12 protein-coding genes and 1 pseudogene are annotated in these 17,020 nt (G+C 56.4%); 8 read left to right on the plus strand and 5 right to left on the minus strand.

Translation table 11 applies throughout. The annotated features are described in order from the left end of the window. The first annotated feature begins 96 nt into the window (after nt 1–96). Nucleotides 97–1,212 carry a Gfo/Idh/MocA family protein gene (locus DYL59_RS08125; RefSeq protein WP_135288708.1) on the plus strand — a complete coding sequence of 372 codons (1,116 nt, stop codon included), beginning with the start codon at nt 97–99 and terminating at the stop codon, nt 1,210–1,212. A 73-nt stretch (nt 1,213–1,285) separates the two neighbouring features. Here the strand turns inward: DYL59_RS08125 and DYL59_RS08130 are convergent. Next, nucleotides 1,286–2,538, minus strand: a pseudogene (locus tag DYL59_RS08130) (IS3 family transposase). A gap of 451 nt (nt 2,539–2,989) precedes the next feature. Between DYL59_RS08130 and DYL59_RS08135 the strand changes: the two are divergent. From DYL59_RS08135 to DYL59_RS08165, 7 genes are all read left to right on the plus strand, one after another. Beyond that, entirely contained in the window at nt 2,990–4,423 is a 1,434-nt protein-coding gene (locus tag DYL59_RS08135; RefSeq protein ID WP_135288709.1) for an NAD(P)/FAD-dependent oxidoreductase, read from the plus strand. Then, nucleotides 4,420–5,280, plus strand: coding sequence for a HemK/PrmC family methyltransferase (locus DYL59_RS08140; RefSeq protein WP_135288710.1), 861 nt, complete (start codon nt 4,420–4,422; stop codon nt 5,278–5,280). Before DYL59_RS08135 ends, DYL59_RS08140 begins: the two co-directional genes overlap by 4 nt. A 12-nt stretch (nt 5,281–5,292) precedes the next feature. Then, the gene (locus DYL59_RS08145) at nt 5,293–6,555 is read left to right on the plus strand and encodes an aminotransferase class I/II-fold pyridoxal phosphate-dependent enzyme (RefSeq protein WP_135288711.1); all 1,263 of its coding nucleotides are present in this window, start codon (nt 5,293–5,295) and stop codon (nt 6,553–6,555) included. After that, nucleotides 6,528–6,944: a chorismate mutase gene (locus DYL59_RS08150; protein ID WP_238340646.1), complete on the plus strand. Its 417-nt coding sequence runs from the start codon at nt 6,528–6,530 to the stop codon at nt 6,942–6,944. The genes DYL59_RS08145 and DYL59_RS08150 overlap by 28 nt, the downstream gene beginning before the upstream one ends. Continuing rightward, entirely contained in the window at nt 6,941–9,007 is a 2,067-nt protein-coding gene (pabB, locus tag DYL59_RS08155; RefSeq protein ID WP_135288712.1) for an aminodeoxychorismate synthase component I, read from the plus strand. The genes DYL59_RS08150 and pabB overlap by 4 nt, the downstream gene beginning before the upstream one ends. Then, the gene (locus DYL59_RS08160; RefSeq protein ID WP_135288713.1) at nt 9,004–9,876 is read left to right on the plus strand and encodes a prephenate dehydrogenase dimerization domain-containing protein; all 873 of its coding nucleotides are present in this window, start codon (nt 9,004–9,006) and stop codon (nt 9,874–9,876) included. The genes pabB and DYL59_RS08160 overlap by 4 nt, the downstream gene beginning before the upstream one ends. A gap of 61 nt (nt 9,877–9,937) precedes the next feature. After that, a complete protein-coding gene (locus DYL59_RS08165; RefSeq protein ID WP_135288714.1) occupies nt 9,938–11,482 on the plus strand; it encodes an MFS transporter in 1,545 nt (514 codons plus the stop codon). Between the two features lie 148 nt (nt 11,483–11,630). Here DYL59_RS08165 and DYL59_RS08170 read toward each other — a convergent pair whose 3' ends face one another. From DYL59_RS08170 to DYL59_RS08185, 4 genes are read right to left on the minus strand one after another with little or no spacing between them, the layout of a single operon-like run. Further along, nucleotides 11,631–13,334, minus strand: coding sequence for an AMP-binding protein (locus DYL59_RS08170; RefSeq protein WP_135288715.1), 1,704 nt, complete (start codon nt 13,332–13,334; stop codon nt 11,631–11,633). A gap of 31 nt (nt 13,335–13,365) precedes the next feature. Further along, nucleotides 13,366–14,664: an acetyl-CoA C-acetyltransferase gene (locus DYL59_RS08175; protein ID WP_135288716.1), complete on the minus strand. Its 1,299-nt coding sequence runs from the start codon at nt 14,662–14,664 to the stop codon at nt 13,366–13,368. Next, a complete protein-coding gene (locus DYL59_RS08180) occupies nt 14,661–15,551 on the minus strand; it encodes a MaoC/PaaZ C-terminal domain-containing protein (RefSeq protein WP_135288717.1) in 891 nt (296 codons plus the stop codon). The genes DYL59_RS08175 and DYL59_RS08180 overlap by 4 nt, the downstream gene beginning before the upstream one ends. A 3-nt stretch (nt 15,552–15,554) precedes the next feature. Next, nucleotides 15,555–16,898 carry a 3-oxoacyl-ACP reductase gene (locus DYL59_RS08185; RefSeq protein WP_135288718.1) on the minus strand — a complete coding sequence of 448 codons (1,344 nt, stop codon included), beginning with the start codon at nt 16,896–16,898 and terminating at the stop codon, nt 15,555–15,557. Between the last annotated feature and the right edge of the window lie 122 nt (nt 16,899–17,020).

Below are 17,020 nucleotides of genomic sequence, written 5' to 3' on the forward strand. Positions count from 1 at the left end.
GACGCATCAATGAATTTTTATTCCATCTATTGAATTATGGGAATTTTTATTCCATTAATAGCGCCTCTCACAACAATAATGCAAAGGACCACGGCTATGCGTGAACTTGGAATCGGCTTAATCGGCACAGGCTTCATGGGCCGCGCCCATGCCTTGGCGTTCAACAACGCCCGTGCGGTATTTGAACTGCCGGTACACCTCAAGCTGGCCGCCCTGGCCGACGCCGACACCGAGCGCGCCCAGCGCTGCGCCAGGGATTGGGGTTTTGCCCAGGCCCATGGCGACTGGCAGGCGCTGATCAACGACCCCAACGTGGACGTGGTCGCTATTACCACCCCCAACCATTTGCACTTTCCCATGGCCATGGCGGCGATCGCCGCAGGCAAGGCGGTGTACTGCGAAAAACCCCTGGCGGTCAGCCTCGAACAAGCCGACGCCATGCGCCGCGCCGCCAGCGCCGCCGGGGTGGTGACCCGCGTTGGCTACAACTACCAGCACAACCCGATGATCGTGCTGGCCAAGCAGATGATCGCTAGCGGCGAGCTGGGCGAGATCATCAGCTTCCAGGGCGAGTTCAGCGAAGACTTCATGGCTGACCCGGCGTCGCCGTGGTCATGGCGCTGCGAGGTGGAACACGCCGGCGGCGCCCTGGCCGACCTGGGCAGCCACTTGCTGTCGATGGCCCGTTACCTGGTGGGGGATGTGGTCAGCGTGTGTGCCGACACCCAGACCGTCCACGCCCAACGCCCGGCAGTCAAAGGCAGCAGCGAGCGTAAAGTCATCGCGGTGGATGACCAGGTGCATGCCCTGCTGCGCTTCGCCAACGGCGCGCGTGGCACCGTGAGCAGCAGCTGGCTCAAGCATGGCTACAAGAATCACCTGAGTTTTGAAATCAGCGGGACTAAAGGCACCTTGGCGTTTGATCAGGAGCGCTTGAATGAATTGCAACTGTGCCGCATTGGCCAGGATGGATTCCAGCGCGTGCTCGCCGGCCCCGCCCTGCCCGGCTATGCGGCGTTCAGCCCGGCGGCGGGGCATCAGTTGGGGTACAACGAGTTGAAGACGTTGGAGGTGCAGGAGTTGATTTTAGCGCTGGCGGGCCAGGGTGAGGATGGCACTGACTTTGAGGCCGCGTGGGCGGTGGAGCAGTTGGCGACCGCGATTCGCGTGGCGGCCAAGGAAGAGCGTTGGGTCACCGTTGAAGACGTCTGAAGCCAAACACTGAACCCATAACCTGCTAATACAGTCACGCCAGCTTCCACAATTGATTGCATTCCAAGTCTGTCTAGTCCTGAAATAGGTTTACACCTGTTTCACCCAACGCCCGATGCATCGCATCGGGCGTTTTGTATTTCAAAGACTGATGCGGACGCTCGCTGTTGTAGATCGATATCGACTCACTCACCATCTTCTTCGCCTGCGTTAAGTCGTGTGGTCGCTCAAGCAGAAGCTCTGTCTACAAGATCCCATTGACCCGCTCTGCCAAAGCATTTTGGTAGCAGTCATAGCCGTCCGTTATCGAACATCGGATGCCGTGTTTCGCGTGCAGTTCCTGGCACATTCCCGAGCAATACTGGCTGCCTTTGTCCGAGTGATGAACCAGTGGCTGCGCGGTTTGACGCTGACTCACGGCTCGACGCAAGGCCTGCACTACCGAGTCGGCATGCAGACTCTCATGGACGTGGTAACCCACTATCTTTCGCGAAAAAGCATCCGTCACAAGGCTCCGATAGGCCACACCTTCCTGAGTGGGCAGATAGGTGATGTCAGCTACCCAGACTTGTTCGGGGCCGGTTTGAACAACCTGATCAGGACCCGGTTTGAGTAGGTTCGAATGGCGCCGAAAGCGATGATGGCTGTCAGTCGTCTTGTGATACGCCCACTTACGGGCCACCAGTAAACGCCTTTCGCGCAGGATCGAAAACAGCCGATCTCGCCCGACTTGCAGCTCAAGTTGAGGCTGGCAATGCACTAAGTGGTGCAGCTTTCGGGTACCCAGACACGGCTGACGCTGACGTTTTTGCTGAACGAAGTCGGCCACTTTCTGATCCAGAACCAGACGAGTTGCATCGACGCGATTGCGTTTGTAGTAAGCCTGTCGGCTTATCCCAATGAACTGACAAGCCCTGCTGATACTCAGGTTCTGGATTCGTTTTTGAGCGAGGACTTGCCGGAACGCTTTTTTACGACAGAGAAACCATAGTCATTTTTCAAGACATCCACGACCGCCTCGAAAAACTGCGCTTTCTGATTGGACAGCGCCAACTGTTCTTCAAGTTCTTTGATGCGTTGCTCTGGCGCTAGTGGTCGATTTTTCTCGGGCATAGACCCCATCCTCGGCGATCCAATGTACGTGCCAGGGCTCCAATCTTGCCGACCATGCTTGCGTAACCACGTCAGAACGGTCGTCTTGCCTTGGATACCGTAGCGCTCCTGAGCCTCCTTATAACTCAGCTCGCCTTTTTCGACCTGATCGACGACCGACAATTTAAAAGTCAGCGTGTAGTCTCGCTGACTATGCCTTTTTCCTGATTCTATTACGTCCTCCTGAAAAACAGATCAGAGGGTGTAAACCTTATTCAGGACGGGACAGTCGAGAATAAAAAAGGCGATTTTTCAAGGATCGCCTTTTTTCATTGCGCTGTTTCGCTCAGCGTCGGCGGCATGCCTTCACGCCATTACCTCTAAACGCCTGTAAAGCCGGAATCCATTAGTCAGTGTTGGTACTCAGCGGTAGTTGACGGTATGACTGGAGATCGGAGAACTCGGCAGCTTCATTTATTATGCGCGAGAAGCATTAAGGCAGATAACTTTCTTACAGAAAACTCCGAACCTATTGCTTAGATATGTAGATTTGTAACATTGATACAATATGAAACAAAGACTTGATGGTTTCACCACCTTACAAACTATAAAAAAGCTCAGCATTCTCCTACGCGAAAATGAGTTTCACCTAATAATTGTCAACTACTAAGCAAGGATCTAGAACATGGAGTTCGACGTAATCGTGGTAGGTGCGGGAGCTATTGGCGGCTCTATTGCGTATGAACTTAGTTCACGGGGTTTAAATGTCTGTAGGGTCGGTGAGACTGACCGTATCAACGCAGCATCCAAGGCAGCTGGTGCAATGAACGGCTGTTTTGGTGAGATCACCAGCGGACTACTGGCTAGCGACTATGGCCGACTCAAGTTAGAAATGGATCGACAAGCGCGGGAGCTTTGGCCCGACTGGGCCGAGCGCTTGGCCGATGCATCGGGCATTCGCACCTCACTGTTCACCGCTGTCGGTACGCATGTCGTTCTCAACAGTGCTGGAATGGATGAGGTCGATACTGTCAACTACGAAACCATCGAGCGCAGTCTTCAAGAGTATGGGGAACCGTTCGAGACGATGGATCCAAGAACGATAGAATGGCTGGCTCCAAACCACTTGGTACGCCCACTGCGGGGTATGTTCATCCCCAACGAACATTCCGTGAGCTCCCATTTGCTGCTGGAAAAACTTGACGCCGCCCTACTCGCTACAAGTGGCACCTTAATAAATGAAAATGCCAGTCGGGTATTGTCCGAGGGCGGAGTCGCAACCGGGGTCGAACTGCACAGCGGCGAACGGCTCTGGGGGAAAAGAATTGTCGTGGCGGCCGGCGTTCAATCGCTGGAGCTACTCAGTGAATTCGACAGCGTAGTAAAGAAAATTCCTCCTCTTTTCAGCGGGTATGGCGTCTCTATTCTGGTAAAACTGCCAGATGGAATGGCGTTACCCAAGTCGGTGATCCGCACACCTAATCGTGCGTTTGCCTGCGGCCTGCATTGCGTGCCGCGCGGTGACGGTGTGCTGTATCTGGGCGCAACCAATATCCTTTCGGAACGGCCTAAAAATCACGCGTTGATCTCAGATGTACAGTTTCTGCTCGACTGCGCCGTCGACCAGTTGAACATTGATCTACACAGTGCCGAAATTATCTCGATTCAGGTGGGCAACCGTCCGATTTCGGCTGACGGATTTCCACTGATCGGGGAATGTGGCATGCAGGAACTGTGGTTAGCAACCGGTACCTACCGTGATGGCTTGCACCAATCACCTTTGCTGGCGGCCTATATCGCTGATTGTTTGACAGACGGTAAGAGTACCGACCTGGACTTGAGGGCATTCAATCCAGTGCGCGCTCCGCTTATTGGGTTAGCGCGTGAGCTGACGGTCGGCGAAACCGTCAAGCAAATGTTTGCTACCGGCTATGAATATCGCTGGGACGTAAAACCTTATTGGTTGCCCATTCTCGATAAAGGACTATCAACTAATTACCAACAACTGATCAATGAGCTGCACCCCTCGTTTACTCCCCCTCCGGAACTAATCGCCTTTTCTTATCTGTACGAATCCATGCGAGTGAAACTGACGCAGTATTATAAGGAGTGGTCATGACGCTGGGTAAATATGAACTAGAAGCTATCGCCATAGCCCGCGCCTCGCTAAAAGCGGCAGGTGTCTGGGATCCGGACGGAGACCTGAGTAGCCTAGTCGACAGGTTTATCGCACGCGCAGACAAACAACGCGCGCTAGATGAATTCAAACTAGCAGTGAGCGAACGCTGCAATCGTATTCCACTAGGATATATCCTTGGCACCGTAGAGTTTGATGAGTTGCCGCTGGTAATTGGTAGCGGTGTGTTTATCCCTCGCCCTCACAGTACTGTTATTCATAAATGGTTGGACGGCATCGAACTGGCAAAAGGAACACATGTTTTAGACCTTTGCGCTGGCAGCGGCGCGATCGGGCTGGCAATTGCTAGACGCAGACCAGACCTCAAAGTCACCTGTGTTGAATTTGAAGAAGTCGCTGTCAACTACCTCAAGCGCAATATAGCCCGGTTGTTAACTAAAAACGTACATATAAAAGCGCTACAGGCGGATATTCGCGACAGCGAAGCATTTGTCCGCTTCGGCCACCAAGTGGGTCTGATTGTCGCCAACCCGCCTTACGTTCCCCGACAAACTCAGTTGCAGCCCGAATGGGGCGACCATCATCCCACCACGGCCGTCTACTCGGGGGCCGACGGCCTAGACCTTACACGCCAGATCACAGCCTTGGCGATCACATTGCTGACACCTGATGGATGGCTAGTTATCGAACATGGCGAAGATCAGGCACACGCCATTCGTGCGTTGTTCGAGCGACACCAACTGACTGACGTCCGGACTGTCATCGACCGCCAGGCATCCGATACCACCGGTATCTCAGTAATGACCGTTGGCCGCTTATCGAATAATGTTCAAACATAGGAGTTTTGCGCAATGGATGCACCAACCAAACAAGACTGGATGACAATCCGACGTGACAATACCACCAGCGCGTTAGAGATCGCCTATGAGGAGGGTCTCACCGGTTTTACCGTCGTAAACCGTGAAGACAAACGTATCACCTTGAAGGAAGGGGGCACGTTCACCGAGTTCGTATCCTGTTCGTATATGGGCCTGGAGACCCATCCCGCATTAATCGAGGCCGCGCACCAGGCCCTAAAAACCAAGGGCCTGCACCTGTCCTCGTCACGCAGTGCTATGCACCCAGTTTATTTGCCGCAACTCGAATCTCTGCTCAGCGAGATTTACAGAGGATGCGGGGTGAGTGTTTTCACCTCGACCAGCAGCGTGCACCTTGGAGTGCTGCCGCTGCTGGGAAGCAATTCGCTCAAGGGCTACCCAATCAGAAAGCGTGCGCACTGGTTGATGGACAAAACTGCTCACGCATCGATGCAGGTACTGCGAGGCATTTTGCAGCAGTTCGGCGAAATATCCCGTGTTCAATCGACCGATCCGGAGTCGATGAGCGCCGCATTGAAAAACTGCGCTGAACGTCAGGAGACACCGATTCTGCTGATCGACGGTATCGGCTCAATGAGCGGCTTGGTTCCTATCGCGCAGCTCTCTCACCAACTGGAAAAAGCCGGAGGATACCTCTATGTGGATGATGCTCATGGCATATCTATCACTGGGCATCATGGCGCAGGTTACGCCCTTGCGGCTGTAGACAGCCAACTGCCGCACCACATGCTTCTGGCCGGCTCTCTCTCCAAAGCATTCGGCGGAGCTGGCGGGTTTGTGGTTGTGAGCGACCCGCGAGATATCCCGTCAATACAGACGCTGGCCAACCCGCAGGTTTTCGGCCATTCCATCATGGTGCCGATGCTTGCGGCTAACGTTGCAGCAGCGAAGATTCATCTGAGCGACGAGATTGATAGCCTACAAAAACGCCTTTGGGACAACGTACGCCTGTTTGATTCCCTGACGCACAATCGCCTGCTCAACGCTGGCATTCAATCGCCAGTTAGGGGTGTACTTTTCGACACAGAAGAAGACGGTTTGCAAGCATGCCGGATTCTACGGGCCAACGGCATCCTGATGTTCCCTGTTTTTTATCCGATCATCGCTAAAGGGAAAGCCATGCTGCGTTTTGCATTCTCGGCTGCCCATACCGAACTAGACATCAAGCAATTAGCGGACTCCCTGAACGTAGTCACCCGTACAGGCTTATGGAAATCGCACACGGCCATTACCTGACGCTTCTGGCATCGGCAACCATGGCACACGGCACACTAATCAAAGGAGTGAACATGACACAAAGCAAGCAGAGTTCTCGGACGGCTCCATCTACCATCTTGCAACCTATGCGTGAACACCTGGATCAGATCAACAATCATCTGGTCGACCTGCTTTGCGAACGTATGAACGTGTGCATGGATATCGCTGAACTCAAGGCGGTACATGATATACCGATGATGCAGCCACAACGCATTGTTCAAGTATTTGATCAACTCAAGAATAAGTCGGTGAGCGTTGGTTTGAGGTCCGAGTACGTCGAGTCGATTTTCAGGCTAATCATTGAAGAAACCTGCGTCCAGGAAGATCATTTGATACAGCAACGCCGGACTCAGGAGAAGAACTCATGAAAATACTGTTAATTGATAACTTCGATTCTTTTACTCAGAACATTGCGCAGTATCTGTACGAGGTCACGGGTGTATGCGTTGACATCGTCACTAATACTTTAGCCTACGAGGACCTGCAGATTGAACAATACGATGCCGTTGTCCTTTCACCAGGCCCAGGTCATCCGGGTGAATATCTGGACTTCGGCGTATGCGGAAAAGTTGTTCTCCAATCCCCCGTCCCCTTGCTTGGTATTTGCCTAGGACATCAGGGCATTGCCCAATTTCTTGGCGGAACAATTGGGCACGCACCAGAGCCGGTACACGGGTACCGCAGCAGGATTACGAATTCTGGCAACGGCTTGTTTCGTGACCTGCCAGAACAGTTTGAAGTGGTTCGCTACCACTCACTGATGTGTACACATCTTCCTCAGGAACTACGCTGCACCGCGTGGACGGAGGAAGGCGTAGTCATGGCAATCGAACACAGTAGTCGTCCTATTTGGGGTGTCCAATTTCATCCTGAGTCCATTGACTCCGAGTATGGACATGCCCTGCTGAGCAATTTCATCCGCATGGCACTCGAACACAATGGCAGCCATTGCTCGCGGGCGCTGGAGAACCCTGTCGGTTTTCCAGTGGTGAAAGAGCACTATGTAGCCGTAGGCGGTACACTCAATATGCAATTGGCATATCGTATCCATCCTCCATGCGATCCATTGGCTTTATTCACACAACTCTACGCCAATGATCACCATAGTTTCTGGCTCGACAGCGAAAAATCGGAAAGACCCAACGCCCGCTACTCGATAATGGGTAGTGGTCAGGCACAAGGCTCTATCCGCCTAGCGTATGACGTCAACAGTGAAAGCCTCACACTTGAGGGTCCCGAAGGCAACAGGACTCTGACGGGTGACTTCTTCTCTCTGCTCGGTCAAATCATGGAATCGGTACACGTGGCGGTACCGCAGTATCTGCCTTTTGAATTCAAGGGCGGTTTCGTCGGTTATATGGGTTATGAACTTAAGGCCCTGACAGGTGGGCAAAAGGTCTATCGCTCCGATCATCCAGACGCCGCTTTTATATTCGCTCCGCATTTCTTCGTCTTCGACCACCATGACCATATTGTTTATGAATGCCTGATAAGCGCGGCTGGCCAAGCTCCGCAGTGGCCGTGCTTGTCGGCCTCGGTACCGGTGACGCAAAAAGCCAAAGCTGAACTTCGTTTCGTTCCGGGCGCAGTGGATGGACTCAAACTGTCACTCGAGGACACACCCGAGAATTACATCCTCAAGGTCAAGCAGTCACTGCAATACATCACCGATGGTGAATCTTACGAAATATGCCTGACCAACCGAGCGCGGATGAGCTATAGCGGTGCGCCACTTGCGGCCTATCGAAGAATGCGCGAAGCGAGCCCTGTGCCTTATGGCGCATTCCTTTGTTTCGATAGTTTTTCTGTACTGAGCGCCTCACCCGAGACCTTTCTGAGGATTGACGAAGGAGGTCTGATCGAGTCTCGACCGATTAAGGGCACTCGTGCACGTAGCAAGGACGCATCGGAAGATCAGCGCTTACATGACGAATTGGAAGCGTCAACCAAGGACCGCGCTGAGAACCTGATGATTGTCGATCTGGTACGTCACGACTTGAACCGTGTTTGCCGTGCAGGCAGCGTATATGTGCCACATATTTTCGCGGTAGAAAGCTTTACCTCGGTGCACCAACTGGTCTCTACGATACGTGGACATTTACGCAGCGACATCTCGACTATCGAAGCGATCAGGGCTTGCTTCCCTGGAGGGTCAATGACCGGCGCCCCCAAAAAACGCACGATGGAAATTATCGACGGACTGGAGACCTGCGCACGCGGTGTTTATTCAGGAGCGCTTGGGTGGATCTCGTTCAGCGGCAGTGCGGAATTAAGCATCGTCATCCGTACGGCCGTGTTGCACAAACAGCAGGCTGTGTTCGGCATCGGTGGTGCGATCGTCGCGCACTCCGATCCACAAGAAGAGCTTGAAGAGACCCTAATCAAAGCCAGCGTGCCCTATTACAGTTTTTGCACTGAGGGCGAAAAATGAATAACAACACAGTAGTCGTGCTGGGCGGTGCCGGCCTCATCGGCTCGCTGATCAGCCGTATTCTCAAACAATACGGATATTGCGTACGCGTCGTGGATCGCCACCCTGCGGAGTTTGAGTGCGAATATCACGAAATTGATGTGACACAGCCCTTCAGCAACACCGGTGCTGTGTTCCGCGATGCTATGGCAGTAGTTTTCGCCTTACCTGAAAATGTCGCGGTCTGTGCAGTTCCCTGGGTCACTGCTTATCTTTCCACAGGAGTGGTATTCATACCTACCTGCTCGGTACAGGGACCTATCTACAAGGCGATAAGGGCAGTAGCGCCGGATCAAAAAATTGTCGGCGTCAACCCAATGTTTTCACCCAAGTTGTCCGTTCAGGGGCGCACGGTGGCGGTCTGTGTGGAAAATATGGAGGCAGCACAATCCTTCATCGAACGACACTTGCTGGACGCAGGGATGAAGATCCGTCGAATGACGCCAACAGCCCATGACGAATTAATGGCGCTGTGCCAGACATTGCCTCATGCAGCCATTCTCGGTTTCGGCATGGCCCTGGCCAAATCCTCCATAGACCTAGACCTAGTGGCGGAAGTCATGCCGCCTCCGATGCGAACCATGATGGCCCTGCTTTCGCGAATACTGGTCAACGCACCTGAAGTTTATTGGGACATTCAGCTGGAAAATGATCACGCCAGCTCTCAACGCGAAGCGCTAGTTAAAGGTCTGGAGCAACTCCAGGAAAACGTCACCAAACAGGATTACGAGCGTTTTAAAGACGACTTACAGACCGTTTCAAAGACTTTAGGCAAACAGTTGAATACTGGTGCTGTGGACTGCCAGCATCTGTTTTCCCTATTGAATTGAGAATAGACCTTGTCAGCGGATGATTACGGCAGTCCATCGCACAACCACCGATTCACACCCCATGAAATTTCTTGATAAGGAGTCGGTGATGTCACCAACGGCTGGCTATTTAAAACAGCAACCATACACCAAGCGGTGGTTGGCTCTAGCGATATTGATGCTACCTGTTCTGTTAGTTACCGTGGACAATACGGTATTGGGTTTTGCCCTGCCAAAAATCGCTGAGGCCCTGCATCCCAGCGCCAGCCAGCAATTGTGGATGATAGACGCCTATTCGTTGGCGCTGGCCGGATTGCTTATCTCCATGGGTAGCCTGGGTGATCGAAAAGGTCATCGAAAACTACTGCTAATCGGCTCATTGGGGTTTACCGTTGTATCCTTCATGACGGCCTACTCCAGCAGTGCCACACAGCTGATCGCCGGACGCGCCTTCATGGGCGTTTTCGGGGCCATGCTGATGCCTTCAACTTTGGCGTTGATCCGATCGATCTTCGAAGACAGGGAAGAGCGGCGTCTAGCCGTAGCTATTTGGGCGACAACGTTGACAGTCGGTTCAGCACTTGGACCGTTGTTCGGCGGCATACTGCTGGAGTTCTTCAGATGGGGATCGATCTTTCTGCTGGCAGTTCCCGTGCTGATACCGTTATTGATCCTCGGACCAATGCTGTTACCCGAGTCTGAGCCAGATACGTCGGGGCCAATGGATGCCATCAGTATTTTTCAATCCGTGGTGGCACTCGGTGCTCTGGTTTATAGCATCAAGCACGTCGCCAGTGACGGTCCAGATGCCTTGGTACTGGCAGGCTTAAGCATTGCTTTCGTTATCGGTAGCCAATTCGTACGCCGTCAACTGCGCCTGCCGACGCCGCTGATGGACCTGAGCCTGTTTCGCAACAAGACATTCAGCGGGGCGGTGGCCATCAACCTGATGAGCTTGGCCTTTCTGATTGGCTTTGTATTTTTTTCCACTCAATTCCTACAAATTGTCCTACGCATATCCCCTCTTAAAGCCAGCCTGGCGTTGATACCGGGTCAGATCATGGCGATTGCTATCGGCATCCTGATAGTGCCCGTCGCCCAGCGAGTTTCGATTAATATCCTGATTCCGGTACTGCTAGTCTTTACTGCTGCGGCCTTTTTGCTGGTCGCAAGCCTCGGCAGCAGCCTGATAGTGTTGGTAGTGGCGTTTGCGTTGCTGAACATCGGAGTAGGCGCCATCGCCACGGTATCTAACGACGTGATTCTGTCCGCAGCCCCTCCCGCTAAATCCGGAGCGGCATCCGCCATCAGCGAGACCGCCTATGAAGTGGGCGTCGTGTGTGGAACCACCGTACTCGGCGGCCTTGTCACTGCGTACTACCGCGGCTTGCTGCAGTTACCGGACTTCCTGACATCGCTGCAAATGCACCTAGCCAGCGAAACATTGGCAGGTGCCTACGCAGTATCAGCAACAATGGCAGGAGATCAGGCTAATGAGGTGATGCGCAGCGCTACGCTAGCATTTGAGGGAGGAACCAATTTAATGGCTTGGGTAACCTTCATCTTGGCTATACTGGCAATTTTCATCGCTAGACGCACGTTGACTCCTCAAGCGCCGCCCCTTTAGTTCAAGGTTCGATATTCAATGCCTATCTGACAAATGTGTACAAGCGGGCTTACTCGCGAATGCGATGGTTCAGCCAGCTTATCTGTAGCTGACACACCGCTTTCGCGAGCAAGCCCGCTCCCACATTTGGATCACCGATGACTAAAGATCAGCGCAAGGCCCGGCGCAGGACTTTACCCACCGTGGTCTTGGGCAACTCCTCAGTCCGAAACTCTACATACCTGGGCACCTTGTACCCCGTCAGATATTCCCGGCAATGCGCCAGAATCTGCTCCTGGGTCAGGTTCGGGTCTTTGCGTACCACGATGATCTTGACCTTCTCGCCCGTTACCCCGTCCTCCACACCAATGGCCGCCACTTCTCCAACCCCAGAATGCATCGCCACCACGTCTTCGATCTCATTGGGGTACACGTTGAAACCCGACACCAGAATCATGTCCTTCTTGCGATCCACCAGGCGGATATACCCGCGTTCATCCATCACCCCGATGTCCCCGGTGGACAGCCATCCCTCGGCATCCAGCACCTCGGCCGTCGCGTCAGGACGTTTCCAGTAACCCTGCATCACTTGTGGGCCGCGCACTTGCAGTTCGCCCTGCTCGCCAATTTCGGCCAGCTCGCCGTCTTCACGCACAAAGCGCACCCAGGTGGACGGCAAGGGCACGCCGATGCTGCCGGTGAATTCCATCTCGCGCATGCGCGCAATGTTGATCGGGCTGATGCTCACCACCGGCGAACACTCGGTCAGGCCATAGCCTTCGATGATCGGCAGCCCGGTGACTTCCTGCCAGCGCTTGGCCACCGCCGTGTGCGTCGCCATGCCGCCAGCGATCACCATGCGCAGGTCGGAGAAGTCCCGCGCGCAGAACTCCTTGTTTTCCAACAAGCCATTGAACAGCGTATTGACCCCGGCAATCCCGTTGAAGCGCTCTTTACGCAGGATCATCTGCACCCGCTTCACGTCCCGTGGGTTGGCAATCAGTATGTTGCGCCCGCCCAGGCACATGAACATCAGGCAGTTCACCGTCAGGGAAAAGATGTGGTACAGCGGCAGCAGGGTGACGTTGGTTTCCTGCTTGTCCTGGTCCAGTTGGTCACCCACCCAGGCCTTGGCTTGCAGCAGGTTGGCGATGATATTGCGATGGCTGAGCATCACGCCCTTGGCGTCGCCTGTGGTGCCGCCGGTGTATTGCAAAAAGGCCAGGTCATCCAGGTGCATGTCCACCGGAAAGTGGTTGAGCCCGCGCCCCTCTTTCAGCGTCTGGTTGAACCTGACCGAGCCGCGCAGGTTGAAGCTGGGTACCTGCTTTTGCACACGGCGCAGGATGAAGTTCATCGCTGCGCCCTTGAAGGTGCCGAGCAAGTCGCCGATGGCCGCCACCACCACGCGCTTGACGCTGCTGCCGGTGATGACTTTTTCCAGGGTGTGAGCGAAGTTTTCGAAGATCACCACGGTCTCGGCACCGCTGTCTTTGAGCAAGTGCTTGAGCTCGTGGGCGGTGTACAACGGGTTGACATTGACCACCACCGCGCCCGCCAGGATCGTGCCCAACAGGCAGATCGGGTACTGCAAGCAGTTGGGCATCATCAGTGCCACCCGGTCGCCCTTCTTCACGCCCTGCCCTTGCAGCCAGGCGGCGAAGGCATAGCCCTGCACCTGCCAGTCGGCATAGGTCATTTCGGTGCCGATGCTGACGTAGGCCACCCGCTCGTGGAATTTTTCCAGGTGCTCCAGGAACACTTCACGCAGCGACGGGTAGTCTTCGATACCGGCATCGATGTCCGCCGGCACGCCAGGCAGGTAAGCGTTCAACCAGATCCGTTCGGTTTGTTCCAGGCTTACAGCGTTCATGGCAGTCTCCTTGTTGTTGTTTTTGATAGAGCTACTTTTCGACGATGGCGGTAATACCCAGCCCGCCTGCCGCGCAGATCGAGATCAGGCCACGCCCGCCGCCGTTCTCATGGATGATCTTGGCCAATGCCGCCAATTGCCGGCCACCCGTGGCGGCGAACGGGTGACCGCAGCCCAGCGAGCCGCCGTTGACGTTCATCTTGGCACGGTCGATGGGTCCCAATGGCGCATCCAGGCCCAGCCGCTCGCGGCAGTAATCGGCGTCTTCCCAAGCCTTGAGGGTGCACAGCACCTGGGCGGCAAAGGCTTCGTGAATTTCGAAAAAATCAAAGTCCTCAAAACTCAGGCCTTCGCGCTGGAGCATGCGCGGCACGGCGTAGGCCGGGGCCATCAGCAGGCCCTCGGTGCCATCGACAAAATTCACCGCAGCGGTTTCGCCGGTTCGCAAATAAGCCAGCACTGGCCAACCGTTGGCGGCGGCCCATTCTTCACTGGCCAACAGCACCACCGAGGCGCCATCGGTCAGGGGGGTGGAGTTGCCCGCCGTAAGGGTGCCGTTCTGGCGGTCGTAGGCCGGGGACAAGCTGGCGAGTTTTTCCAGGCTGGCGTCGGCACGCAGGTTATTGTCACGGGCCAGGCCGCGATGGGGGCTGATCAGGTCGTCGAAGAAGCCGCGTTTGTAGGCAGCATCCAGCCGCTTATGACTGGTAAGGGTCAACTCGTCCTGGGCCAGGCGTTTGATCTGCCAGCGCTTGGCCATTTCTTCACAATGCTCGCCCATGGACAGGCCGGTACGCGGCTCGCCATTGCGCGGCAACAACGGCTTGAAGAACATCTGTGGACGTACCTTGAGCAGAGTCTTGAGCTTGTCGCCCAGGCCCTTGGCGCGGTTGGCCGCCAGCAAGGTGTGACGCAAGGTTTCGTTGATGCCGATGGGGGCGTCCGAGGTGGTATCGGCACCGCCGGCAATGCCCACCTCGATCTGGCCCAGGGCAATCTTGTTGGCCACCAGCAACGCCGCTTCCAGCCCGGTGCCACAGGCCTGCTGCACATCGTAGGCCGGTGTGTCCGGGGACAAGGTGGTCGACAACAACGACTCTCGCGCCAGGTTGAAGTCCCGCGAGTGCTTGATCACCGCACCGGCGGCAAACTCCCCCAGGCGTTGACCGTGCAGGTTGTAGCGGTCCACCAGGCCTTGCAGCGCGGCCACCAGCAAATCCTGGTTACTGTCGTGGGCGTACACCGTGTTGGAGCGGGCAAACGGGATGCGGTTGCCGCCGATAATCGCCACGCGGCGTACCGGGGCTGGGTTGAAGCTGTAGTCACTCATCGGCCGTTCTCATTCCAGATAAAAAGCCCGCGCATATGGGGTTTGTCGCCGGCAAAATTGCGCACTTCGAACTCGCGGCGCGGGCCGCTGGCGGGGTGGTTCCACAGGGCGACCTGGCCGGGCAGGAAGACCGGCAGCTTGAAGTCGCAATGGGCCTCGGCCTGCTCCAACCCACCGGGCGGTTGCTGGGCGGCGAGCGCACGGCCGAGGGTCCACATGCCGTGGGCGATGGCGCGGCGAAAGCCAAAGATCTTCGCGCCAATCACCGAGGTATGGATCGGGTTGAAATCCCCCGACACCTTGGCAAAACGGCGGCCCAGGTCGGCGGGCAACACCCAGCGCTGGGTACGCAGCAGGCCGTCTTCCTGCAACGGCAAGGCGCTGCCCCACGGCTCGCCGACCGGGTCTTTGACGTCGCGGCGCAGGTACAGGCTGTCGCTCTCCCACACCAGGGTGTCGGCGCCATAGGCACGGGTGGCGATGCTCAGCGCCTGGCCCTTGGGGTGCGCCACCCAGCACTCGCAATACACCTCCAGGCGCAGGGCCTGACCTTCGTGCAACCGCTGATGCTGACGAATGCGATTGGCCAAATGCACCATGCCGCTGGCCGGGTACGGAAAACTCGGGCGCGTCAGCAACATCAGGTGCAGCGGGAATGCCAGCACATGGGGGTAGGACAACGGCACGCCCTGTTCGCGACGAAAACCGCAGGCGCGGCCGTAGGCGGCGATCCCAGCGGCGGACAGTTCTGCCGCCGAGCGCACCAGCCGCTCCTTGGGCAGCACTGGCGGCCCTTCCAACTTGGGCTTGCGCAAGGCGCGCACACCGTCCAGCAACAGCTGCCCCCGCGAGGGCGGCGGGTCGATAATCTGCGTCACGTAGTCCATGACTCAAGCTCCCAGCAGGCTTTGCCCGCACACACGTACGGTTTGGCCATTCACCCCGCCGGACGCGGGGTGCGCCAGCCAGGCAATGGTCTCGGCCACGTCGATCGGTTGCCCGCCCTGGGACAGGGAGTTCATGCGCCGCCCCGCTTCGCGAATCATCAGCGGGATTTTCGCGGTCATCTGGGTCTCGATAAACCCTGGCGCCACCGCGTTGACCGTCACCTGCTGCTCTGCCGCACGCGGTGCCAGGCCTTGCACCAGGCCAATCACCCCAGCCTTGGAGGTGGCGTAGTTGCTTTGCCCCAGGTTGCCGGCGATGCCGGAAATCGATGACACACACACGATGCGCCCACCGGGGTTCAGGCCCTGGCTTTCCAGCAAGGCGTTGCTCAGTTGCCACGGTGCTTCCAGGTTGACTGCCAGCACACTGCGCCAGGCGGCCTCGGTCATCTTGGCGATGGTCTTGTCACGGGTGATCCCGGCGTTGTGCACCACCACATCGAAGGCGCCGTACTGGCTGACGTGGGCTTGCAGCTGCGCGGCGGCATCCGCTGCGGTGATGTCCAGGGGCAGGGCCGAACCGCCGACACTGGCGGCGGCCTGTTCAAGACTTTGCTGGGCCTGAGGCACGTCTACGCACACCACATGGGCACCGTCGCGCGCCAGCACCTGGGCAATTGCCAGGCCGATGCCACGGGAGGCGCCGGTGACCAGCGCGCGGCGCCCAGTGAACGGTTTGTCCCAGTTGACGGCGACATGGCCATCCACCGGTTTTTCCAGGCGCACCACCTGCCCGGACACATAGGCCGAACGGCGCGACAGGAAGAAACGCAAGCTGCTGTCCAGCGCGTCTTCGGCCCCCGGTGCAACGTAGATCAATTGCACGGTGATCGCCCGGCGCAGTTCCTTGGCCAGCGAACGCACCAAACCTTCGAGGGCGCGCTGGGCGATGGCCTGGGGCAGGTCCTGGCAATGTTCCGGCGCAATACCGAGCACCACCACGCGGCCATGTTGGCCGAGGCGCTTGGCGTTGGCGTGGAAGAACACATACAGCTCATCCAGCTGTTGCAGATCGGCCACGCCAGTGGCGTCAAACACCGCGCCCTGCACCTTGACCGTGGATGGTGCCTTGAGGCTCGCCGGGGTGGCGATGACGGTGTCAGTCGCTTGGAATACCTGCTGCACCTGCGCAACCAGGCGCCCTGCCCCGGCCAGGATTACCGGGTTGGCCAGGCTTTGCTGGCCACTGCGATGGCGTTGCAACGGCAAAGGTTGGGGCAAGCCGATGGCCTGGGCCAGGCGGCGGCCCCAGGGGGAATTGACAAAAGATAGGTAGCTGTCACTCATAGAAGCACTCACAACACTGTATTGACCTGTAAACCCAATCCCGGTGGGAGCGGGCTTGCTCGCGAATGCGGTGGGTCAGCGATGAATCAGTTGCCTGACACACCGCTTTCGCGAGCAAACCC

The sequence above is a fragment of the Pseudomonas kairouanensis genome, from assembly GCF_004682055.1.
GTDB classification, from domain to species: Bacteria; Pseudomonadota; Gammaproteobacteria; order Pseudomonadales; family Pseudomonadaceae; genus Aquipseudomonas; species Aquipseudomonas kairouanensis.